We start from the raw sequence: 21,164 nt of genomic DNA on the forward strand, positions 1-21,164 counted from the left end.
GACAGGGCAACCTTTGGAATCTGGATTCGCACAAATACTCCTGGAGCACGGCCCGGATGCGCTGCTGCTGCTCGCCCCCGACGGATCCATTTCCTTCCTGAACGCGGCCGCGGAGGACTTCTTCGGCTACTCCCGATCCCAGCTGTTGGGCACCGACTCCAGCCTGCTGCTCGCTGAGTCGTCCCGGCAGGACTTCCATGATGTGCTCGCGGGCCTCGGCTCCAGCGCGGGCCGCTCCGGGCAGCCCTTCGCCGGCTTCGGGCGCCGCGCGGATGGCACAGAGGTGCCGGTGGAGATAACGTGCTCTGCGCTCCCCTCCCGCACCAGCCCCACCGACGACGGCGGAACCGGCGGAACCGGCGCGAATGCCGTTTCTCAGGCTGGGCCTGCCGTCGCGCTGTCGGTCCGCGGCACGGCCCACCCCCGTTGGACTCCCGCCGCGCCGGCTCCGGCGGCGGCTCCGGCAGCGCCGGCGGCGTTTGCCAACCGGGAAGACCAGCTGCGGGCCCGGGTGCTGCGCGACGAACTGACGGCGCTACCCAACGGAAACCTGTTCAACGAGCGGTTGGCCGCCGCGCTGCGCCGCCCGGACCCGGTGGATGTGCTGCTGCTGAACATGGATGACCTCAAGAGCTCAAACGACATACCGGGCCGGTTGACCGACGAGCTCCTGGTGGTAGTCGCCAGCCGGCTGTGGAACTGCGTCCGGCCGCACGACACCGTGGCCCGGCTGGGCGGCAACGAGTTTGTGGTGCTCCTGACCGAATGCCTCAATGCGGACGCGGCGGCCCGGAGGATCGCAGAGTCGGTATCCGCGCCGATGCGCGTCGGCAGGTCCGTCGTCCGGCCCGGGGTCAGCATGGGCCTGGCTTCCAGAACCCCGCAGACGCAGGACGGTGCCGAGCTCCTGCGGCAGGCGGGAGCGGCCCTGACGGCGGCGAGGGCCACCGGGCAGCACACCTGGCTGCGGTTCCGCCCGGAGATGCTGAGCTAGGAGCGAGGCATCCCGGCCCGGGGGCCGCGCCAGCCCCTCCGCGCCAGCCCGTCCAAATCAGCCTGTCCAGGCCCGCTCGTCAGGCCGGTGAATCCAGCTTGTCGAAGTCCTGCGCCACCATCGCCTCGCTGCGCTCCCACAGCGCCCGGGCCAGCTCGGCGTCGTACGCCTGCTTGTTGGCCTTCGCGAGGGCCCGCTTTGCGTAGTACGCGCCGGAGATCCAGTCCTTGCCGGGCGTTGCGGTAGCGAGCCATACGAGCGTGTCGGCTCCCTGCTCCGGGCTGAGCAGGAAGCGGTTGAGGAAGGTCTTGTACGCGTGCCGCATCGGGCTCGTGGACTCGGCGGCGAAGTTCGTGGCGACCACGCCCGGGTGGAAGGCCGCCGTCGCGATTCCCTGGGCACGGTAGCGGTTGTTCAGCTCGGTGGTAAAGAGGATGTTCGCGAGCTTGCCCGTGCCGTAGGCGCGGTTGGTGGAGTATTTGCGCGCCGAGTCGAGGTCGTCGAGGTCCAGTTTGCCGAAGCCGTTGGCCGCGCTCGACGTGTTGATCACGGTGGCATTGCTGGCCGTTAGCACGTCCATCAGCTCCGTCGTGAGCAAGAACGGCGCCAGGTGGTTGACCTGGAAGGTCTTTTCGTGGCCGTCGGCGGTGAGCTGCCGGGGGCCCATGATCCCGCCGGCGTTGTTTGCCAGGACATCGATCCGCGGGTACGTCTCCTTCAGCTGCCGCGCGAGCTCGCGCACCTGCGCCAGCTCGGCGAAGTCGGCCACGAAGTAGTCCGCCCCGATGTCGCCGGCGATCCGTTCGGTCTTCTCGGCGGAGCGCCCGACGACGACGACCCGCTCCCCCTGCCGGCTGAGAGTCCGCGCGGCGGACGCGCCGATGCCGTCGCTGGCTCCCGTGATGACGATGGTCCGTGCGGTCATGAAGTGTCCCTTTGGTTGGAAGCGGTTGCCGTTCCTACAACGGCGCCCGGCCGGGTAATGTTCCCCGTCCGGCCGTTGCTTCCGCAGGCAGCCGGCCGCATCCCTGCCGGCACCGCTGGTCTCCATTTCCCTCTTGCCAGTTCCCCTGAACGGTGGGAATCTGCTCCCAGGAGAGAGAGGCCGTGAGGCCATGGCACAGCGCACGGAGATCGACGGCGGTGCTGTCGACGAACTACACAGGACCTTCCGGGGCGACATCTACCGTCCGGATGATCCCGGCTATGACGAGCTTCGCAGGGTGTGGAACGGATCGATTGATCGCCATCCCGCCATCATAGCGCGATGCACCGGCGCCGCAGATATCCGCGCCGCACTCCGGCTCGCCCGCTCGCAGGATCTGCTGGTCGCCGTGCGTGGAGGCGGCCATAGCTTCCCGGGGCTGTCCGTCTGCGACGGCGGCATGGTCATCGACCTCGGGGCGATGAAAGGGATCCGCGTGGATCCCTCGGAGGGAACGGTACGGGTCCAGGCGGGAGTGCTGCTCGGCGAGCTGGATCGCGCTACCCAGGAGTTCGGGCTCGCTGTTCCTTCAGGAATAGTCACGCATACCGGCATGGCGGGCCTGACGCTGGGCGGCGGCATCGGGTGGGTCATGCGGAAGTACGGACTCACCATTGACCAGCTTCTGTCCGTAGACCTCATCACCGCCGACGGCGAGCTGGTCAGGGCAAGCCAAGAGCAGAACGCAGACCTGTTCTGGGGCGTGCGGGGCGGTGGGGGGAACTTCGGCATCGTCACTGAGTTCGAGTTCCGCCTCAACCCTGTAGGGCCCTACGTCATGGCGGGCCCGGTCTTCTGGCCGATGGAAAATGCACCGGAAGTGCTGAGGTTTTACCGCGACTGGATCGCGCACGCCCCCGACGAGCTCATGACGATCGCCGTGCAGCGGAGGGCGCCGGCGCTGCCGATCGTCCCGCCGGACCTGGTCGGCAAGCACGTGGTGGCGATCGTCGCCTGCTACACGGGCCCCGTCGAGGACGGCGAAAGAGTCCTACGGCCTCTGAAGGAATTCGGTTCGCCCGTGCTCGATTTCTGCCGGCCGAAGCCGTATCTGGAGCATCAGATGATGTTCGATCCATCCTTCCCGCACGGCTGGTCTTACTACGTCCGGTCCTGCGACGTCGCAGCACTGACCGACGACGTCATTGACGTCGCCGTCGAACACGGCAGCAGCATCTCCTCGCCCGTCACCAGCGTCGCCATGTGGCAAATGGGCGGAGCCGTGGGGCGGATCGATGACAGCGACACGGCGTTCAACGGCCGACGAGCCGGCTTCACCTTCAACATCAACGGCAACAGCAAGACGGCCGACAACTTCGATGCTGAGCGGGAATGGGCCCGCAACTACTGGTCTGCGCTCGCACCCCACCACACCGGCGTCTACGTCAACTTCCTCATGGAAGAGGGCGAGGAACGGATCCGGCAGGCTTACGGGGCGGCCAAGTACGACCGGTTGAAGACACTGAAGCGCAAGTACGACCCGACGAACGTCTTTACCCTCAACCAGAACATCAAGCCGGATTGAGGACCTTACCCACGGCTGGTTCGTGTCCGGGGCGTTAACTGCGGGAGAGCCTCCGACCTGGTGGTTGGAGGCTCTCGACCGTGTTAATTTATGTCCGGCGGTGACCTACTCTCCCACACCCTCCCGGGTGCAGTACCATCGGCGCTGTGGGTCTTAGCTTCCGGGTTCGGGATGGGACCGGGCGTTTCCCCCACGCTATGACCGCCGTAACCCTGTTACCCGTCCCCCGGGCCCGGTGACCGGGTGGGGGTGGGAAGTCTGTGGTTACAACTTGTGCTCCTGCCGGTGAGGGCAGGGGTGGTGTTGTTATTCAGTTGTTCGGTTCTCAAGCAACGGGTTTGTTGGTTGGGAACCACATAGTGGACGCAAGCAGTCTTGTTTCTTTTTACCACCCCGTGGTGCAAACGTCTTTTGAAGTGCCGTTTGCGGGAGTGGTGTGTGGTGTAAGTTATCGGCCTATTAGTACCGGTCAGCTTCACGAGTCGTTAGTCCTCGCTTCCACATCCGGCCTATCAACCCAGTGGTCTGGCTGGGGGCCTCTCACACACAAGGTGTATGGAAATCTCATCTCGAAGCGAGCTTCCCGCTTAGATGCTTTCAGCGGTTATCCCATCCGAACGTAGCTAATCAGCGGTGCACTTGGCAGTACAACTGACACACCAGAGGTTCGTCCGTCCCGGTCCTCTCGTACTAAGGACAGCCCTTCTCAAATTTCCTGCGCGCGCAGCGGATAGGGACCGAACTGTCTCACGACGTTCTAAACCCAGCTCGCGTACCGCTTTAATGGGCGAACAGCCCAACCCTTGGGACCTACTCCAGCCCCAGGATGCGACGAGCCGACATCGAGGTGCCAAACCATGCCGTCGATATGGACTCTTGGGCAAGATCAGCCTGTTATCCCCGAGGTACCTTTTATCCGTTGAGCGACGGCCATTCCACAATGTACCGCCGGATCACTAGTCCCGACTTTCGTCCCTGCTCGAGATGTCTCTCTCACAGTCAAGCTCCCTTGTGCACTTACACTCGACACCTGATTGCCAACCAGGCTGAGGGAACCTTTGGGCGCCTCCGTTACTTTTTAGGAGGCAACCGCCCCAGTTAAACTACCCATCAGGCACTGTCCCTGACCCGGATTACGGGCCGAAGTTAGATGTCCAAAGTGACCAGAGTGGTATTTCAACGATGACTCCACCCCCACTGGCGTGAGGGCTTCAACGTCTCCCACCTATCCTACACAAGCCACTCCGAACACCAATACCAAACTATAGTAAAGGTCTCGGGGTCTTTCCGTCCTGCTGCGCGTAACGAGCATCTTTACTCGTACTGCAATTTCGCCGAGTTTATGGTTGAGACAGCGGGGAAGTCGTTACTCCATTCGTGCAGGTCGGAACTTACCCGACAAGGAATTTCGCTACCTTAGGATGGTTATAGTTACCACCGCCGTTTACTGGGGCTTAAATTCTCAGCTTCGCCTTGCGGCTAACCGGTCCTCTTAACCTTCCAGCACCGGGCAGGAGTCAGTCCGTATACATCGTCTTGCGACTTCGCACGGACCTGTGTTTTTAGTAAACAGTCGCTTCCCCCTGGTCTCTGCGGCCCCTGCACGCTCCCCGCAGCAAGTGCGGATCACGATGGGGGCCCCCCTTCTCCCGAAGTTACGGGGGCATTTTGCCGAGTTCCTTAACCATAATTCTCTCGATCGCCTTAGTATTCTCTACCTGATCACCTGTGTCGGTTTGGGGTACGGGCGGCTAAAACCTCGCGTCGATGCTTTTCTCGGCAGCATAGGATCACCGAATCCCCCCATACGGGGGTCCCATCGGGTCTCAGGCATCATGAACGGCGGATTTGCCTACCGTTCGCCCTACATCCTTAGACCGGGACAACCATCGCCCGGCTCGGCTACCTTCCTGCGTCACACCTGTTAATACGCTTGCCTCCCAGGATCAGGTCCCGCGCTCCACCAAAACCCTCACACCACAAGGGTGATCGGGCAGGTCTCGGGCGGTTAGTATCCCCTGTTCAGCATGGGCGGTTTTTCGCCGGTACGGGAATATCAACCCGTTGTCCATCGACTACGCCTGTCGGCCTCGCCTTAGGTCCCGACTTACCCAGGGCAGATTAGCTTGACCCTGGAACCCTTGATCATTCGGCGGACGGGTTTCTCACCCGTCTTTCGCTACTCATGCCTGCATTCTCACTCGTGTAGGCTCCACCGCTGGTTTCCACCGCGACTTCACCGCCCACACGACGCTCCCCTACCACTCCAGACGCCTGAACCACGAGGGCTTGGCTAATATCTGAAATCCACAACTTCGGCGGTGTACTTGAGCCCCGCTACATTGTCGGCGCGGAATCACTTGACCAGTGAGCTATTACGCACTCTTTTAAGGATGGCTGCTTCTAAGCCAACCTCCTGGTTGTCTTCGCAACTCCACATCCTTTCCCACTTAGCACACGCTTAGGGGCCTTAGTTGGTGGTCTGGGCTGTTTCCCTCTCGACTATGAAGCTTATCCCCCACAGTCTCACTGCTGCGCTCTCACTTACCGGCATTCGGAGTTTGGCTGACGTCAGTAACCTTGTAGGGCCCATTAGCCATCCAGTAGCTCTACCTCCGGTAAGAAACACGCAACGCTGCACCTAAATGCATTTCGGGGAGAACCAGCTATCACGAAGTTTGATTGGCCTTTCACCCCTACCCACAGCTCATCCCCTCCATTTTCAACTGAAGTGGGTTCGGTCCTCCACGACGTCTTACCGTCGCTTCAACCTGGCCATGGGTAGATCACTTCGCTTCGGGTCTAGATCACGCCACTGCAACGCCCTGTTCAGACTCGCTTTCGCTACGGCTTCCCCACACGGGTTAACCTCGCGACGTAACACTAACTCGCAGGCTCATTCTTCAAAAGGCACGCCGTCACACCCATACAGCAAGCTGCAGATGCTCCGACGGATTGTAAGCACACGGTTTCAGGTACTGTTTCACTCCCCTCCCGGGGTACTTTTCACCTTTCCCTCACGGTACTGGTCCGCTATCGGTCATTAGGGAGTATTTAGGCTTATCAGGTGGTCCTGACAGATTCACACGGGATTTCTCGGGCCCCGTGCTACTTGGGATACTCTCACAGGCGGTACACAACATTTCGGTTACGGGGCTCACACCCTCTCTGGCCGGCCTTTCAAGACCGTTCACCTATGCCTGCACATCACACCCCACCACCCCGGCAGAGATGGTATGGAAAGTCCCACAACCCCGACCATGCAACGCCCGCCGGCTATCACACATGGAACGGTTTAGCCTGATCCGCGTTCGCTCGCCACTACTGACGGAATCACTATTGTTTTCTCTTCCTGCGGGTACTGAGATGTTTCACTTCCCCGCGTTCCCTCCACGCACCCTATGTGTTCAGATGCGGGTCACCAGATCACTCGCGCGTCTGGCGGGGTTTCCCCATTCGGACACCCTGGGGATCACAGTCCGGTTATCGACTCCCCCAGGCTTATCGCAGATTCCTACGTCCTTCTTCGGCTCCTAATGCCAAGGCATCCACCGTGTGCTCTTAAAAACTTGACCACAAAAGATCAAGGAGTAATTCACGAGAGAACCATGGAACCAGACCGCAACCAGCCACCACCCAAAAGCAGCAGCCACATCACGGAACAGATCCAGGTTCATATTCTTGGAAATTGCTTCTTATAAAAGATGCTCGCGTCCACTATGTAGTTCTCAAACAACAACCCCGTACCACACACCCCACACACAACCCCCAAAAGGGCAAACCGTGTGATCGGTGCAGCCAGGAAACCAGAAACACACAAGTACCGGAAGTTACCCCCCGGTCCTGTTGTCTCAGGACCCAACAGTGTGCCAAACACTAAACCGCCTCCCCCCACCCCGGGACCGTTCCAGGACCACCCTCCAAAAGAGAGGATCCGTACTGGGTCAGGACAGGAAAACAAGCGGCCGCTATTTGCTGATATTCCACCCGTGAGCACCCGCCGCAGAACAAACGTCTGCGCAACGGGCGTACTCCTGACAAACCCCCACACCCGCATACACGGGCCGGATAATTTGTAGGTGCTCCTTAGAAAGGAGGTGATCCAGCCGCACCTTCCGGTACGGCTACCTTGTTACGACTTAGTCCCAATCGCCAGTCCCACCTTCGACAGCTCCCTCCCACAAGGGGTTAGGCCACCGGCTTCGGGTGTTACCAACTTTCGTGACTTGACGGGCGGTGTGTACAAGGCCCGGGAACGTATTCACCGCAGCGTTGCTGATCTGCGATTACTAGCGACTCCGACTTCATGGGGTCGAGTTGCAGACCCCAATCCGAACTGAGACCGGCTTTTTGGGATTAGCTCCACCTCACAGTATCGCAACCCTTTGTACCGGCCATTGTAGCATGCGTGAAGCCCAAGACATAAGGGGCATGATGATTTGACGTCGTCCCCACCTTCCTCCGAGTTGACCCCGGCAGTCTCCTATGAGTCCCCGCCATCACGCGCTGGCAACATAGAACGAGGGTTGCGCTCGTTGCGGGACTTAACCCAACATCTCACGACACGAGCTGACGACAACCATGCACCACCTGTAAACCGACCGCAAGCGGGGCACCTGTTTCCAGGCGTTTCCGGTTCATGTCAAGCCTTGGTAAGGTTCTTCGCGTTGCATCGAATTAATCCGCATGCTCCGCCGCTTGTGCGGGCCCCCGTCAATTCCTTTGAGTTTTAGCCTTGCGGCCGTACTCCCCAGGCGGGGCACTTAATGCGTTAGCTACGGCGCGGAAAACGTGGAATGTCCCCCACACCTAGTGCCCAACGTTTACGGCATGGACTACCAGGGTATCTAATCCTGTTCGCTCCCCATGCTTTCGCTCCTCAGCGTCAGTTAATGCCCAGAGACCTGCCTTCGCCATCGGTGTTCCTCCTGATATCTGCGCATTTCACCGCTACACCAGGAATTCCAGTCTCCCCTACATCACTCTAGTCTGCCCGTACCCACCGCAGATCCGGAGTTGAGCCCCGGACTTTCACGGCAGACGCGACAAACCGCCTACGAGCTCTTTACGCCCAATAATTCCGGATAACGCTTGCGCCCTACGTATTACCGCGGCTGCTGGCACGTAGTTAGCCGGCGCTTCTTCTGCAGGTACCGTCACTTTCGCTTCTTCCCTACTGAAAGAGGTTTACAACCCGAAGGCCGTCATCCCTCACGCGGCGTCGCTGCATCAGGCTTGCGCCCATTGTGCAATATTCCCCACTGCTGCCTCCCGTAGGAGTCTGGGCCGTGTCTCAGTCCCAGTGTGGCCGGTCACCCTCTCAGGCCGGCTACCCGTCGTCGCCTTGGTGAGCCATTACCTCACCAACAAGCTGATAGGCCGCGAGTCCATCCAAAACCACAAAAAGCTTTCCACCCCCCACCATGCGATGAGGAGTCATATCCGGTATTAGACCCAGTTTCCCAGGCTTATCCCAGAGTTAAGGGCAGGTTACTCACGTGTTACTCACCCGTTCGCCACTAATCCCCCAGCAAGCTGGGATCATCGTTCGACTTGCATGTGTTAAGCACGCCGCCAGCGTTCATCCTGAGCCAGGATCAAACTCTCCGTTGAAGAAAAACAGACACAACCAACAACCCCCGGGAAAACGGGAGCATTGACTGCACAAAATTTGAAACCAGCTGTAAAAACCAGACCACACCACGGGGTGGCATAATCCGGCAAAACAACCAATCCATTACAATAAATTGGTATCAACAAACTTGGCACACTATTGAGTTCTCAAACAACAGACACACCCGGCACCACCACAACCATCACAGTCGCGGATCGCTCCGGAGCAACTTTTCAAACTTACCCGGCTTCGAGGAGCTTTGCAAATCAGCGTTTCCGCGATTTGCAGTTCCATGAGCGGGTCCCCGCCCTAATCAGCACACACATTTACGTGCCGTTTTCGGGCTGTTTATCAGGGGGTCGGTCGCTATCTTTCCGCATCAGCGGCGGCGACTCGAATTACTTTACACGGCTCCGGGACCCGGCACAAATCCGGCCAAACGGGATGCCCGTGCGGGCGGAGTCCCCGGAATTCCGCGGACCAGCGGCCTACGCGGGGGGTGCGGCGGGCTCCCCGGCGGCGCGTGAGGATTTGTGGACCCCATCACACGCCGCAGGAGAAACGCCGTCGTCCGTTGCGGGACTCGCGGGACACTCGTTAGGCTAGATGGTAAGCATGCTTAGCATGCTGTCCGTATGCAGACACACCATCGGAGGAGCACCATGACTGACCAGTACACGTTCAAGAACCCGGTAACAGCGTACGAAGACATTGAGCCTCCCAAGCAGCACCAGCCGGAGCCAGGCCTGGACGCGGAACTGACGCCTAAGGCGGACCTCGGCGAAAACACGTACCGCGGCACCGGCCGGCTTGAGGGCCGCAAGGCCATCGTCACGGGCGCTGATTCCGGCATCGGGGCCGCAACGGCCATCGCTTTCGCCCGCGAGGGGGCCGACGTCGTGCTCTCCTACCTGCCGGAGGAGGAAGAGGACGCAGCCCGGATCGCAAACCTGATCGAAAAGGCGGGCCGCAAGGCGGTCAAGGCCCCAGGCGACCTCAAGGACGCGGCGATGTGCCGGGAACTCGTGGACCTTGCCCTGCGCGAGCTCGGGGGCCTGGACCTGCTGGTGAACAACGCCGGCAAGCAGGTGGCGCAGGAGGACTTCAAACAGATCAGCGACGAGCAGTTCGACCACACGCTGAAGACCAACGTCTACGCCATGTTCTGGCTGACCAAGGCCGCGGTCCCCCACCTGCCGGCTGGTTCCACCATCATCAACACCACGTCCATCCAGGCGTACAACCCGTCGCCGACGCTCGTGGACTACGCCACCACGAAGGCGGCCATCAACAACTTCACCAAGGGCCTGGCCCAGCAGCTGGCACCCAAGGGAATCCGCGTCAATGCCGTGGCACCGGGCCCCATCTGGACGCCGCTGCAGGTCAGCAGCGGCCAGCCGAAGGAGGAGCTGCCCGAGTTCGGCAAGAGCACTCCCCTGGGCCGCGCCGGCCAGCCGGCCGAGCTGGCCCCGGCCTACGTGTTCCTCGCGTCGGCGGAGTCCAGCTACGTGGTGGGCGAGACCCTGAACGTCAACGGCGGCAACCCCACGCCGTAGCCCCGACGCCGTAGCCGGACCCCCGCACCGCCGGACCCCCAGCACCGCGGGACGCCCGGCATTCGACGCCCGGCCCGGAGCCGTAGTCCGAGTTCCGGGGATTTAACACAGGCGGGCCCTTCCGCGTACAGCCCTCGGGCTGCATGCGGAAGGGCCCGCCTTTGTGCGCTCAGTGCGCGGGCACTTCGTCCACGAACGGAACCTGGGCAGCGTACTGCTGGTACAGCTTCAGCGCCTCGTCGGTGTCGATGTGGCCGAAGCTCAGGGTGTCCCGTAGCCCTTCCAGCTGGGCGTTGGCCGTCTCCGCCGCGCTGACCCTGTCCGCAATCGAGTGGGAATTGGCGAAGTTCGTTGCCAGTGCCGCGGCGACAGACAGCAGCACGGCCCCTAGGCACAGGGCCCGCCAGACAATGGAGTCGTCCTCCAGCGAGAAAACCCCCTGGAGGGCGTTGGTGAAACCGGTGCCCCCGAGGGCCGGTCCGGCTGTGAGCATGGCGGCCAGGGCGCTACCTATGACGCTGATGTTGGAGAGTTTGTTCCGTCGCGGCCGTTCCCGTCCCAAATAGGAGCGGACGGCCTGCTGTTTCTGTTCAATGCGGTTGGAAAGCAACTGCCGCGTATCCGATGTCTCATCCATGACCTGCTACCAGCCTCCCTCGCCGATGCCACATGGGTCCAGATTCCCACCGCCCCTGTGGTGTGTCCAGACTCGGCGAGGGCCGGCACGGCGTCTACCGGAACCACAAAGCCGGCGGGATCCGGTTGGGGGCACCCGAATACGGTTCGCTGGGCAGATCACCCGCAGTCCATTTGGCGTTGGACCGCACCTCGGGGGTGTGGCCGTGGCCGTCTTTGAGCACTGCGCGGAACGTAGCACCGCCGGAGAAGAGCACGATTCCGGCAATCAGGACTACGAGCATTTCCATTGTTGATACACCTTTGGTGGTGAGTGGATTGGATGAATCCAGTGTCTTCGGCGGCCGTGTGAGCAAGCGTGTGATGCGTCGCCCGGATGCGGAAGAGCCGGGCCGAGACGCCGCGCATCCCCCGGCGTAACATGGCCCGTATGGCCGAGACGTGGATCCGGCTCCTCGGTCCGCCCGTGATCGAGTCCCCCGACACTCCTCCCGCGCAGCCCCGAGGGCGCAAGGCGTGGGCGGTGCTGGCCTACCTCGCCCTGCAGCCCGAAGGCATCAGCCGTTCCCGCACCGCCCCGCTGCTGTTTCCCGACGCCGCCGACCCGCTGGGCGCCCTCCGCTGGAATCTGTCCGAACTGCGCCGGACCCTGACCGGTGTCACCATCGCCGGCGATCCCCTGCGGCTGGTGCTGCAGCCGTCCTGGCGCTGCGATGCCCTGGAGCTTGTGGGCCCGGCGGGCAACGGCGGCCTTGACCCACGCAAGTTCAACGGCCAGCTGCTCGAGGGTCTTGCCTTCGGGGACAGCCCCGTGTTCGACTCCTGGCTGGCGGACCAGCGGTACCGGCTCGAAAAGTGCGTCCAGTCGCTGCTCTACGAAGCTTCGCTGGCGGCCTTGGCGTCGGGCGCTCCGGCGGACGCGGCCGAGCTGAGCTCGCAGGCGCTGCGCCGGGATCCCTTCAACGCGGACTCCACGGCCGTCCTGGTGAAGGCGCTCGTGGCGATGGGCGAGCACCGCCGGGCGCGCGAGCAGGTCACCAAGTTCGAGAACCTCTACCATCAGGAGCTGGGCCTGCCGCTGCCCGCTGAGGTTCGACGCGCCCTTGCCGCGTCGGGTCCGGCGGCGGACCCGAAGATCCCCGCGAATGTGGCCACCGTGCGGTCCTATCTCGACGCCGGAAGCGCCTCACTGTCGGCAGGCGCCGTCGACCGCGGGCTCGATCAGCTGCGTCTCGCCGTCGTGCTGGCCCAACGCCACGGTGACCGTCACCTGATCGCCGAGTCGCTGGTGACGCTGTCCGGGGCGCTGATCCATCAGGCGGGCGGCCGCGGCGCCGAAGTTGCCGATTTCCTGCACCGTGCGTTGTCGGCGGAAGCGTCCGACGGCGTCTCCCGGACTGCCGCGGCTGCCTTGTGCGAGCTGGGCTATCTGTCCGTCCAGCGCGGCGTTCCGGACCGCGCGGCGGGCTGGCTGGACCGGGCGCGGCAGGCCGCCGAGGGCATGCCGGACGAACAGGCGAGGATCCTGGCGATCCAGGGCATGCTGGCCTCGGACACGGCGCATTACGAGGACGCCGTCGCGGCCCTCACCGAGTCCGGAAGGCTCGCCCAGTCGGTCGGGAACCGCCGGCAGCAGGCGTTCAGTGCGGCGTTGCTGGGGCGCGTGCATCTGCTTCGCAAGGAGCTGGACCTGGCTGCGGCGTGCCTGGATCAGGCGCTGGAATGGGTCACGGCGGAGCACTGGACGGCGTTCGAGCCGTTTGTCGACGGGGTCCGGGGCGAGACCTACCTGGCGGCCGGCCGGCTGGAGGAAGCTGCGGCGCTGATCGACCGGTCATGGGTGATGGCCGAGCTTGCCGGCGATCACTGCTACATGGCGCTAGCTGCAGGGGCCGAAGCCCGGCTGTTCCTGGCCCACGGGGACCTGGTCGCCGCCGAACACTGGATCAGCCGGGGCATGGAACCTAAGCCCTGGTACCTCTGGTACTCCGCCCGGCTGCTGGACGCCGCCGCGGAGGTCGCCCTCGCCACTAAGTCGCCGCGTGCCGTGGAGTTCGTGGACCGGCTGGCGGCGCTGGCCAGCAGCAGCGGCATGCGCGAGTTCGCGGTCCGGGCGCAGTCGCACCGGGCGGTGCTGGGTGACGAGGCCGCGGCACAGGCAGTGCCCTGGCTGGCGAAGGAGATCGACAACCCTGCACTGACGGAGTTCCTGGTGCAGCGGCACGGCGCCTGACGCCGCTTGAAAATCTAGCCCACGTGGTGGATGGTGAAAGCCGTCAGGAACGCAACGGATGCCACGAGGCCGGTCAGGTTGTGGTCATGTCGCCCAAAGGTGCCGACAATGACTTAGCCAACAGAAGCTCTCCCCCAGTATGTGAAATAGCTCCCCGAAAGACGGGGTGCGGCCGCGCCAGCCGGAAAAGCTTCATGAGCGAGAGCGCGGACCGCTGACGGGAGCTGACCCCCAGAGGTCAGCCCTCCTGACCGTTGAGCAGGGCCCGTAGGAGGTTGAGGCGGTTCCGGGCCGCCGGAGCGAGCCTTGCCCGGATCATGGGCGGTCTTCTGAGGCGCTGTCTTCCTGTGATCGCTCGCGTTCTGCCGAGGCGTTGGTTTCGTCGTCGCTGTAGGGGGCCTTCCGTCGTGGGGGGAGCTCGTTGATCAGTTCGTTGACGGCGTGGGCGAGGAGGTCACGTTCGTAGGCCGGCAGTTCCAGTGAGCCGTTGAGGTAGGCGTCGATTTCGTATTCACCCGCGGTACCCGTGAAGCTGAAATAACGCATCCACACCTCGCCGAGGGGAATCCGGGATTCTTCCATTGCTTTCCGGATAGCTTGTGCGTGAACGTTGGATTCATCGAACGCGTCCACAGAAACCTCCTACTGTTCAGCCGCGCCGGCGAGGATTTCCCCTGCTACCTTATGCAGTGGCTGACCCTCGCCCCGGGAAGCGGACAGCATGACGGTCAGTGCTTCACGCGGCGTGAGGTTCATCCGCTCGATGAGAACGCCCTGGGCCCTGGAAATCATGTCGCGGTTGGCCAAAGCTTCGACGACTCGGGAGCTGAGCCTTTGGGTAGCTTCCCTGTCCCGGGCGTTGCCGAGCATGACGGCGGCGGGAACAGCGAGCCGCTCGATCAGGAACACCGAATGGTCATCGAAGGCTCCGGGGACCGGGGAGTAGACCTTGAGAGCTCCGATGCGCCGTCCCTCGGTCGTGAGAGGGGCGCTGAGAACGGACCGCAGAGGAAGATCCGCAACGGCCGCCGTCCATTCGGACCAGCGCGTCTCGTCTCTGGTGTCCTGGATGATGATTGCGCGCTGCTCTGCCCAGGCGCTCAGGCACGGTCCCTGCCCGAGTTCGTATTGCAGTTTGTCCGCCTGGAGCACTACGGGATCGGTTGCCCCGGCGCTTTCCCTCCGGCCGCGGCCGTTGATGATCGACGCGCCGGCCCCTGCTGTACCGGGCACGGAGTCTTTGAGTATGTACGCCAGGGACTGCACGGCTTTGGAGGCGCTCTCCTGGGTCAGGAAACCCCCGGCCATCAGCCCGGTCAGCGCAGCGAACTCATCTGCTAGTGGAAGGGAATTCTCCATGGCTTTTGTCACCTCTGTAATGCCCAGGACGACCCGGGCGGCTGCGGAACCATTGTGATTCCAAGTGTGCTCCCTACTGGGAGAGCTAGGACGAGTCGAAGTGGGAGCTGTCCGTCTACTGGCCCCGCTATTCATCGAAATGGGTGCGAAGTTCAGGAGCTTGCGGTGAGACGGCGGCGATCACTCCCATTGCCACGTCGTGTAGTTTGACGTTGCGGGAACTGGAAGCTCTCCTCAGGACGGTGATTGCGGCTTCCTGACTGCACCGGTTCTGAGCCATGATCACCCCGGCAGCAACATCGATGGCTGTCCGGTTCTTCATTGCCGCCTCCATGTTGTCCTTCGCTTCCTGCAGCCGGGTCAGGCGCAGCTCCAACCGGAGGGTCTTGGCTGAGTGTTCGCCGAACAGCTCAGCGCGGGCGATGTCCTCTCCCGTTATGCCGTGCGGCCGCGAGGAGTAGATGTTTAACGCAGCCGTCGATTCTCCCTCCAACGGCAACGGGACGCCCAGGATTGACTGGACGCCCTGTTTGGCGACGGCTCGGATGTATTCCGGCCAGCGGTGTTCGCGGGACACGTCCGGGACGTAGATGGTGATACCGGTTCGCATGGCTGTTAAGCAAGGCCCGTCGCCGAAGGCGTATTGGAGTTCATCCATCACCCGTGCACGGGCATCGCTGCAAGCTACCGTGACAGGTTTTTTCCTCCGCACCACGGTGACATTGCAGTGAACCGTCGAACCGGGTGGAGAAAGGAGGGACGCGGAGAAGACGGCCAGTTCCTGGAAGAACTCCTCAGCATCGGCAGCCTCCAGGACCATGTCCTGGAGCTGGGAAGCAATTTCGCCTTGCAGTCCCGTGAGGATACGTAGAGCCTCCATGGCGTCTCCTTAAGAAGTTATCTTCAACCGCTGAAAACTGCGGCGTGAAGACGCCCACTTCAGAACGTTTCCCTCTAAGCGTACGACAACAATCAGCGCCCGGCAGAAGAACAACACCTCTAATATTGGCCCCCAGAGAGGTGGGAATCAGCTATGGCGGACGCGCTCGTCGCGGACCCGCCGGGTGCAGCCTTCCGGCCGCGTGAAAATTGCTGTCGGCCGGAGTGCGGCCGAGAGCCCTGTAAATTGTCGCAGATCCCGACGACGACGCCGGGCCCCGACGAAGCGGGCGCGCGTCCCCCAACTAACTCGCAGCAGGTGTCGTTTTCAGGGTTGGAAACGGCACCAAGTGCGACCTACTTGGGAAGGGGCACACGGGGGTTAAGCAAAAGCAGGGCCCGTCCGGAGACGGGCCCTGCTCGAAACCTAACGGTCCCGGATCTCTAGGAAATTAGAGAGCCTGGATGTTGGTAGCCTGGGGACCCTTGGGGCCCTGCTCGGTTTCGAAGGAGACCTTCTGGTTCTCTTCGAGGGAGCGGAAGCCGGAGGAGTTGATCGCGGAGTAGTGCGCGAAAACGTCCTGCGAGGAGTCATCGGGGGAAATGAAGCCGAAGCCCTTTTCAGCGTTAAACCATTTGACGGTACCAGTAGCCATTATTTTTGTCCTTCGTGAAGGTGGAGGAAAAGTCCCGACTTTCGGGTCCTCCGGTGTAGGTGCTCAAAACCGCTGCTTCAGAAGAACACGGGCTTTCGACCGTGCGTACTGCCTGAACTACGAACTGCATAAACACAACAACAGGATCAACACTACAACAGATCCGGGCCGCCGATTACCAAATGTCCTTGCGGCCGCCCGACGCCGCCGAGACCATAGACCGGACAGGCGGGTTTTCCACGGGGACGTCGGGGCGGATCCGGCGCTCCACCGCTCGGCCTGCAGCTATCGAGAGACGATGCGCGGGCTGTTCCACGTAGCGGAAGAACAACTCGGCAATTCCCAACGACGCCGCCACGGAGACCGCCAGCGCCATAGGCAGCGACACCGATCGCAGCAAGGTGATGCCGGCAAGAAGGATCGGCAAATGCACCAGGTAGAGGCTGAAGGACACGCGTCCCAGCCACTGGACGACCGCGCTGTCCCCGAACCTCTTGGCCGAGCCACAGCACACAAACAGCACAACGATCAGCGTCGCGCCCACCGTCACAAAGGCCTCGACGCTGTCGACCGGCTGCTCGCGGCTGAGCCATTCCGCGTTGGCCAGGAGGAGGCCCGCTACGGCCACCAACACCCAGGCCACGCGCGGCCAGGACCGCGTCAGCTCACGGATCCGTTCACGTTCGACGCCGAGGACGGCCCCGATGGCGAAGATCGGGAGAAAGGACAGCGCCTCCAGGTTGCACACCGCTCCCACCACGATCAGCAGAAATGCCGCACAGATCTTCGCCTGCCAGAAGCGTCTTCCCCGGAGGGCGAAGAACACGTAGGCCGGGAGCAGGAGGGAAAACATCACTTCCCATTTGAGCGACCACAGCGGGGTGTTGATGGTGCTCGCGTTCAGCAGGAGCAGGGCATCTTTGAAGACCTGGCCGACGCTCGGGTCAATGACGTAGATGTCCGCCCATGCACTCTGCAGCGGCGATGCGGACCGCGGAATGATGCCAATCAACGCGACCGCCACCAGCAAGGATGCCCATGCCGGCAAGTACAGGCGGAGCAGACGCTTGACGTAGTAGGACGCCCAGCTGCGGGTCACCCCTGGCCGGGAGAACGGCAGGACCAGGACGAAGCCGGAGAGCACAAAAAAGAGGTGGACCGCCGGAGTGCCATTCCACAGGACGTGCAGCGGACTGAAGATGGCCCACGTCGCCGCAGCGCTGAGCCCCACTGACCGGTCGCTGAAGACACTCCCGATTCCCGGGAGCGTGGAGAGTACATGGCAGGCGACAACCACGAGGGCAGCGATCCCTCTGAGGCCATCCAGCTGCGTGACTCGTGTTTGCCCAGACCCGCTCCGCATTCACCCAATGTTACCAGTCCGTGACCTTTTACTGCCTCACGGCATTGTTGGCGTTTACGCGGCCATGCGCCCAGGCGGTACCGGTGCCGGAGATTTCGTCGGCGGTTGATTCAAGGTCGGCACGGACGGATTTGTTGGTGGCGTCTGCATGGGCACTCCAGGCGAGCGCAGCAACGCCGGCCACGACTGGTGAAGCCATTGAGGTCCCGCTTTCCACGTCATAACCCTGGGACCGCCGGCCATCCGCACCGAGTTGGAAGGGATGGTTGGGGAAAGTCGAGTAGATGTTGACGCCCGGCGCTGCCACATCCACCCACTTGCCGTAGGTGGAGAAGGGCGCCTTGGCGTCAGCGTTGTCGGTTGCGGCGACGGCAATAACGTTGGAATATGCGCCCGGGTAGACCTTGGCCTGGGTGCCGGCGTTGCCGGCGGCGGCAACAATCACTACACCGTGCTTCCACGCGTTGTTAACGGCGGTTTCGAGGGTGCGGGACGGAACACCCAGCCCGAGGCTCATGTTGATGACCTGGGCACCGTTGCTGACGGCCCAGTCGATACCCTCGGCGATGCGGGACGTCGAGCCGGTCCCGTCGTCGTTGAGCACTTTGGCGTCGAGGATGGTGCAAGCCGGGCACACGCCGGCCACACCGAGCGTATTGTCGGCCGTGGCGGCAACGATCCCGGCGACATGCGTTCCGTGGCCGTACAGATCTTCAGCGGTTGGCGAATCACTGAAGTTGGCACGTGCCACTACCTTTGGTGAGATGTCCGGGTTGTCGCTCGCCACGCCAGTATCGACAATGGCAACCTTTGTGCCGTTGCCGGTGGTGACGTCCCACGCTTCGACGGCGTCGACGTCGGCATCTGCTTTGCCACCCTCGACGGTGAGGGTGCCGCCCGTAGACGTAAATGATTGGCCATCGTTCTGCAGCGCGTACTGGCCGGGGAAATACTGGTCCGCGGTGGCGACGGTGGCCAGCTCGTCTGACTCCGCATATTCGACGGCCGGGTTCCGGCTGAGGGCTTCGATGAGTTGCTGCTCTTTACCTGCCGGTACCTGGACGAGTTGGGCGCCCGTGCTACCGATACCGGCACCTCCCTTGAGGCCGTACGACTGAAGAGCAGTGCCCGCCGCGCCGCTGTCGCGGAACTTGACCAGGACATGCCCCGTCATCTGTGACCGCGGGGCTGCTGCGTTGCCCGGTTCCGCCAGGGTCATTCCGCCCAGCGCCATCATTGCCGCTGTGAAACCCGCCATAACCATTCTTTTCATGCGGTTATTGTGCTTTTGCTTGCCCCGGCTGGGTAGTGTCCGCAGGCCGTTGCTGCTGGACCTTCGGGGGTGTAAGGCACGACGGCGTCGCGAACCATGAGCGGGCGGCTCTCCTTTGAAGTGGCGGCTCAGACGGGGCCCGCGCCGATACTCAAAGCGACGCTCCTCCGCAGATGACGTAGTTCTGGCCGGTGATGGACTTCCCGTGCGGTCCCAGCAGGAAGGCAGCCAGGGCAGCCACGTCATCGGGATCCACAAGGGCGCCCAGCGGCGGCATCCGCACCGGGGTGGCCGCCCGGCCCGGATCGTTCAGCATCGGCGTATCGGTGGGGCCCGGGGACAGCACGTTGACCGTGATCCCCCGCGGCGCGAGTTCCTGCGCCCACGTCCGGCCGAGGCCCATCAATGCGGCCTTGGTGGCGGCGTAGTGGCTTTTGCCCGGCGATCCCGTGGAGGTGCGGCTGCCCAGCAACAGCACCCTGCCGCCGTCGGGCATGGACGGGACCAGGGCGTTGGCCAGGGCGCTGGCCGCCGCCACGTGGACGGCGAACATGCCGGAAAGGGCGGACGGATCCAGGTCCCCCAGCGCCGCCGTCCGCTGGAACCCGGCCGCGTGCACCAATGCCGTAGCCGGCCGCAGCCCGGCCACGGCCTCAGCCAAGGATTCCGGCTCGGCAAGGTCCGCCTGCAGCCACTCGAACTTGCCGTCGAGCGACGTCGTGCTCCGGCTCAGTCCGGTCACGGCCCACCCGTCCGCCAGCAGTCGGCGGGTGATGGCCAGGCCGATTCCCGAGCTGCACCCGGTTACTACCGCGTGCTGCTCAGCCGGCATGCGCGCGGCTCGCTTCGGCTTCTCCCGGTGTTTCGGTGCCGTCGTAGGCCCACTGCGGGTCCACCCGGACGAACTTGATGGCCTGCCGGAAGTACGTGTAGGCGATGTTCAGGGAACCATCCGGCCCCTGGTGGATGGACGGGTAGGAGTATTCGCGGTTGAGCCCGTCGCGGGAGTTGTTGGACAGGCAGTACCCGTCCCCCACGTCCAGGTTCCGGCGGATGGGCCACGAACGCCCGGAGTCCTCCGAGATCGCCAGAGTCATCGGAGACCGCGGCGTCCCCCAGAAAGCGCGGCGCGCGTCGCCGTCCGACAAGACAGCCGCGCCGGGAACCGGCTCGGCGAGCTGGCCCTGTTCCTCGGCCAGGCCGTCGTCGTCGATCTCGTCATAGAGGGAAAGGCGGCGCTCGGTGTGCTCCTCCGCCCGGCTGTGGTTGTACACCAGCGCCAGCCGGCCGTCGGCGAGCGCCGTGAACTGGATGGAGGAGTTGTTGTTCGGCAGTTCGGTGGGAACGGGCTCGCTCCAGGTGGAGCCGTCGTCCGTGGAGCGGGATTCGTAGATCGAGTCCGCCCAGCGGCTGCGGAACAGGGCCAGCAGGGAGCCGTCGGCCACGGGCTGGATGTTCATGTGGACACAGCCCAGGCTGCCGGGCAGCACGTGTTCGCTCCAGGTGGCGCCGGCGTCGTCGGAGATCATCACCGCGCTGTCGTCGCTGTTGCCCACCCATTTCTCCCCCGGCGTCGTGATGCAGCGGAAGATGGGGACGATCAGGCGGCCGGACGGCAGCACCACCGGCAGTTGGCGGACGAACACGCCGCCCGTGTCGTTCGCCGGGAACAGCGTTTCCACCGGTCCCCAGGTGCGGCCGCTGTCCGTGGATATACGACGGCGGACCTCGGCCGTGTCCTGGTTGCCCGCCTTCTGCGCGGTGTAGAGCAGCCATAGGGACGTGTCGGGGGCAGCGAACAGGATGGGGTTCTGCTCCGAGCGGGTGGGGTCGTCCGAAAGCTGCGCCGGCTCGGACCATTGGCTGCTGCCGGGCTCCAGGGTGGAGAACCAGATGGAGATGTCCGGCACGCCTTCCTGGGTGCCGCCGAACCAGACACAGCCCAGCCGGCCATCCGGCAGGGTAAGCAGGTTGGCCGCGTGGCTCTGCACGGTGGGCGCCGGCAGGTAGGCGAAATCGGCGCCGTCCGCGCGCTTCACGGCTCCGTCCGGCGTGATGGTGCTGTAGGCGTCGCTGAGCGTGTTGTGCATG

At 63.2% G+C, this 21,164-nt stretch carries 15 protein-coding genes and 3 rRNA genes; 4 read left to right on the forward strand and 14 right to left on the reverse strand.

From position 1 onward, the window contains the following. Positions 1–13 precede the first annotated feature (13 nt). The gene (locus QFZ65_RS15895; RefSeq protein ID WP_306911658.1) at positions 14–994 is read left to right on the forward strand and encodes a diguanylate cyclase domain-containing protein; all 981 of its coding nucleotides are present in this window, start codon (positions 14–16) and stop codon (positions 992–994) included. A 79-nt stretch (positions 995–1,073) separates the two neighbouring features. On the opposite strand, the gene QFZ65_RS15900 is transcribed toward QFZ65_RS15895, so the two are convergent. After that, entirely contained in the window at positions 1,074–1,919 is an 846-nt protein-coding gene (locus QFZ65_RS15900; protein ID WP_306911660.1) for an SDR family NAD(P)-dependent oxidoreductase, read from the reverse strand. A gap of 190 nt (positions 1,920–2,109) precedes the next feature. Here QFZ65_RS15900 and QFZ65_RS15905 point away from each other — a divergent pair, with 190 nt between their 5' ends. Then, positions 2,110–3,504: an FAD-binding oxidoreductase gene (locus tag QFZ65_RS15905; RefSeq protein WP_306911662.1), complete on the forward strand. Its 1,395-nt coding sequence runs from the start codon at positions 2,110–2,112 to the stop codon at positions 3,502–3,504. Between the two features lie 92 nt (positions 3,505–3,596). Here QFZ65_RS15905 and rrf read toward each other — a convergent pair. From rrf to QFZ65_RS15920, 3 genes are all read right to left on the reverse strand, one after another. Continuing rightward, positions 3,597–3,713, reverse strand: a 5S ribosomal RNA gene (gene rrf, locus QFZ65_RS15910). A gap of 229 nt (positions 3,714–3,942) precedes the next feature. Beyond that, positions 3,943–7,079: ribosomal RNA gene (locus QFZ65_RS15915) — 23S ribosomal RNA — on the reverse strand. Between the two features lie 515 nt (positions 7,080–7,594). After that, a 16S ribosomal RNA gene (locus QFZ65_RS15920) occupies positions 7,595–9,117 on the reverse strand. Together the 16S, 23S and 5S rRNA genes form the textbook arrangement of a ribosomal RNA operon. A 663-nt stretch (positions 9,118–9,780) precedes the next feature. Here QFZ65_RS15920 and QFZ65_RS15925 point away from each other — a divergent pair. Next, a complete protein-coding gene (locus QFZ65_RS15925) occupies positions 9,781–10,674 on the forward strand; it encodes a glucose 1-dehydrogenase (protein ID WP_306911664.1) in 894 nt (297 codons plus the stop codon). Between the two features lie 169 nt (positions 10,675–10,843). On the opposite strand, the gene QFZ65_RS15930 is transcribed toward QFZ65_RS15925, so the two are convergent. Both QFZ65_RS15930 and QFZ65_RS15935 read right to left on the reverse strand, forming a co-directional pair. Next, positions 10,844–11,311: a hypothetical protein gene (locus QFZ65_RS15930; RefSeq protein ID WP_306911665.1), complete on the reverse strand. Its 468-nt coding sequence runs from the start codon at positions 11,309–11,311 to the stop codon at positions 10,844–10,846. 94 nt (positions 11,312–11,405) lie between these two features. Next, positions 11,406–11,600 carry a hypothetical protein gene (locus QFZ65_RS15935; protein WP_306911667.1) on the reverse strand — a complete coding sequence of 65 codons (195 nt, stop codon included), beginning with the start codon at positions 11,598–11,600 and terminating at the stop codon, positions 11,406–11,408. 140 nt (positions 11,601–11,740) lie between these two features. Here QFZ65_RS15935 and QFZ65_RS15940 point away from each other — a divergent pair, with 140 nt between their 5' ends. Further along, on the forward strand, positions 11,741–13,543 hold the full coding sequence (locus QFZ65_RS15940) for a tetratricopeptide repeat protein (RefSeq protein ID WP_306911669.1): 1,803 nt from the start codon (positions 11,741–11,743) through the stop codon (positions 13,541–13,543). Positions 13,544–13,858: 315 nt separating this feature from the next. Here the strand turns inward: QFZ65_RS15940 and QFZ65_RS15945 are convergent, their stop codons facing one another. The 8 genes from QFZ65_RS15945 to QFZ65_RS15980 all read right to left on the reverse strand — a co-directional run bounded on the left by QFZ65_RS15945 (position 13,859) and on the right by QFZ65_RS15980 (position 21,163). Continuing rightward, on the reverse strand, positions 13,859–14,176 hold the full coding sequence (locus QFZ65_RS15945; protein WP_306911671.1) for a hypothetical protein: 318 nt from the start codon (positions 14,174–14,176) through the stop codon (positions 13,859–13,861). Positions 14,177–14,185: 9 nt separating this feature from the next. Beyond that, the gene (locus QFZ65_RS15950; protein ID WP_306911673.1) at positions 14,186–14,902 is read right to left on the reverse strand and encodes a GAF domain-containing protein; all 717 of its coding nucleotides are present in this window, start codon (positions 14,900–14,902) and stop codon (positions 14,186–14,188) included. Positions 14,903–15,029: 127 nt separating this feature from the next. Further along, positions 15,030–15,782: a GAF and ANTAR domain-containing protein gene (locus QFZ65_RS15955; RefSeq protein ID WP_306911674.1), complete on the reverse strand. Its 753-nt coding sequence runs from the start codon at positions 15,780–15,782 to the stop codon at positions 15,030–15,032. Between the two features lie 451 nt (positions 15,783–16,233). After that, on the reverse strand, positions 16,234–16,437 hold the full coding sequence (locus tag QFZ65_RS15960; RefSeq protein ID WP_056738746.1) for a cold-shock protein: 204 nt from the start codon (positions 16,435–16,437) through the stop codon (positions 16,234–16,236). 175 nt (positions 16,438–16,612) lie between these two features. Next, positions 16,613–17,800, reverse strand: coding sequence for an acyltransferase (locus QFZ65_RS15965; RefSeq protein WP_306911677.1), 1,188 nt, complete (start codon positions 17,798–17,800; stop codon positions 16,613–16,615). Between the two features lie 28 nt (positions 17,801–17,828). Next, positions 17,829–19,073, reverse strand: a complete 1,245-nt coding sequence (locus QFZ65_RS15970) for a S8 family serine peptidase (protein WP_306911679.1) — start codon at positions 19,071–19,073, stop codon at positions 17,829–17,831. A gap of 151 nt (positions 19,074–19,224) precedes the next feature. Then, entirely contained in the window at positions 19,225–19,905 is a 681-nt protein-coding gene (locus tag QFZ65_RS15975; RefSeq protein ID WP_306911681.1) for an SDR family NAD(P)-dependent oxidoreductase, read from the reverse strand. Next, positions 19,895–21,163, reverse strand: a complete 1,269-nt coding sequence (locus QFZ65_RS15980) for an exo-alpha-sialidase (RefSeq protein ID WP_306911683.1) — start codon at positions 21,161–21,163, stop codon at positions 19,895–19,897. The genes QFZ65_RS15975 and QFZ65_RS15980 overlap by 11 nt, the downstream gene beginning before the upstream one ends. Between the last annotated feature and the right edge of the window lies 1 nt (position 21,164).

The organism is Arthrobacter sp. B3I9 (assembly GCF_030816935.1).
Taxonomy (GTDB): domain Bacteria; phylum Actinomycetota; class Actinomycetes; order Actinomycetales; family Micrococcaceae; genus Arthrobacter.

Coding starts and splice junctions, on each gene's coding strand:
- QFZ65_RS15930 (WP_306911665.1), bottom strand. CDS start 11,311: ATGGATGAGACATCGGATACGCGGCAGTTGCTTTCCAACCGCATTGAA.
- QFZ65_RS15965 (WP_306911677.1), bottom strand. CDS start 17,800: ATGCGGAGCGGGTCTGGGCAAACACGAGTCACGCAGCTGGATGGCCTC.
- QFZ65_RS15960 (WP_056738746.1), bottom strand. CDS start 16,437: ATGGCTACTGGTACCGTCAAATGGTTTAACGCTGAAAAGGGCTTCGGC.
- QFZ65_RS15900 (WP_306911660.1), bottom strand. CDS start 1,919: ATGACCGCACGGACCATCGTCATCACGGGAGCCAGCGACGGCATCGGC.
- QFZ65_RS15905 (WP_306911662.1), top strand. CDS start 2,110: ATGGCACAGCGCACGGAGATCGACGGCGGTGCTGTCGACGAACTACAC.
- QFZ65_RS15940 (WP_306911669.1), top strand. CDS start 11,741: ATGGCCGAGACGTGGATCCGGCTCCTCGGTCCGCCCGTGATCGAGTCC.
- QFZ65_RS15935 (WP_306911667.1), bottom strand. CDS start 11,600: ATGGAAATGCTCGTAGTCCTGATTGCCGGAATCGTGCTCTTCTCCGGC.
- QFZ65_RS15950 (WP_306911673.1), bottom strand. CDS start 14,902: ATGGAGAATTCCCTTCCACTAGCAGATGAGTTCGCTGCGCTGACCGGG.
- QFZ65_RS15955 (WP_306911674.1), bottom strand. CDS start 15,782: ATGGAGGCTCTACGTATCCTCACGGGACTGCAAGGCGAAATTGCTTCC.
- QFZ65_RS15925 (WP_306911664.1), top strand. CDS start 9,781: ATGACTGACCAGTACACGTTCAAGAACCCGGTAACAGCGTACGAAGAC.
- QFZ65_RS15975 (WP_306911681.1), bottom strand. CDS start 19,905: ATGCCGGCTGAGCAGCACGCGGTAGTAACCGGGTGCAGCTCGGGAATC.
- QFZ65_RS15980 (WP_306911683.1), bottom strand. CDS start 21,163: ATGCACAACACGCTCAGCGACGCCTACAGCACCATCACGCCGGACGGA.
- QFZ65_RS15970 (WP_306911679.1), bottom strand. CDS start 19,073: ATGAAAAGAATGGTTATGGCGGGTTTCACAGCGGCAATGATGGCGCTG.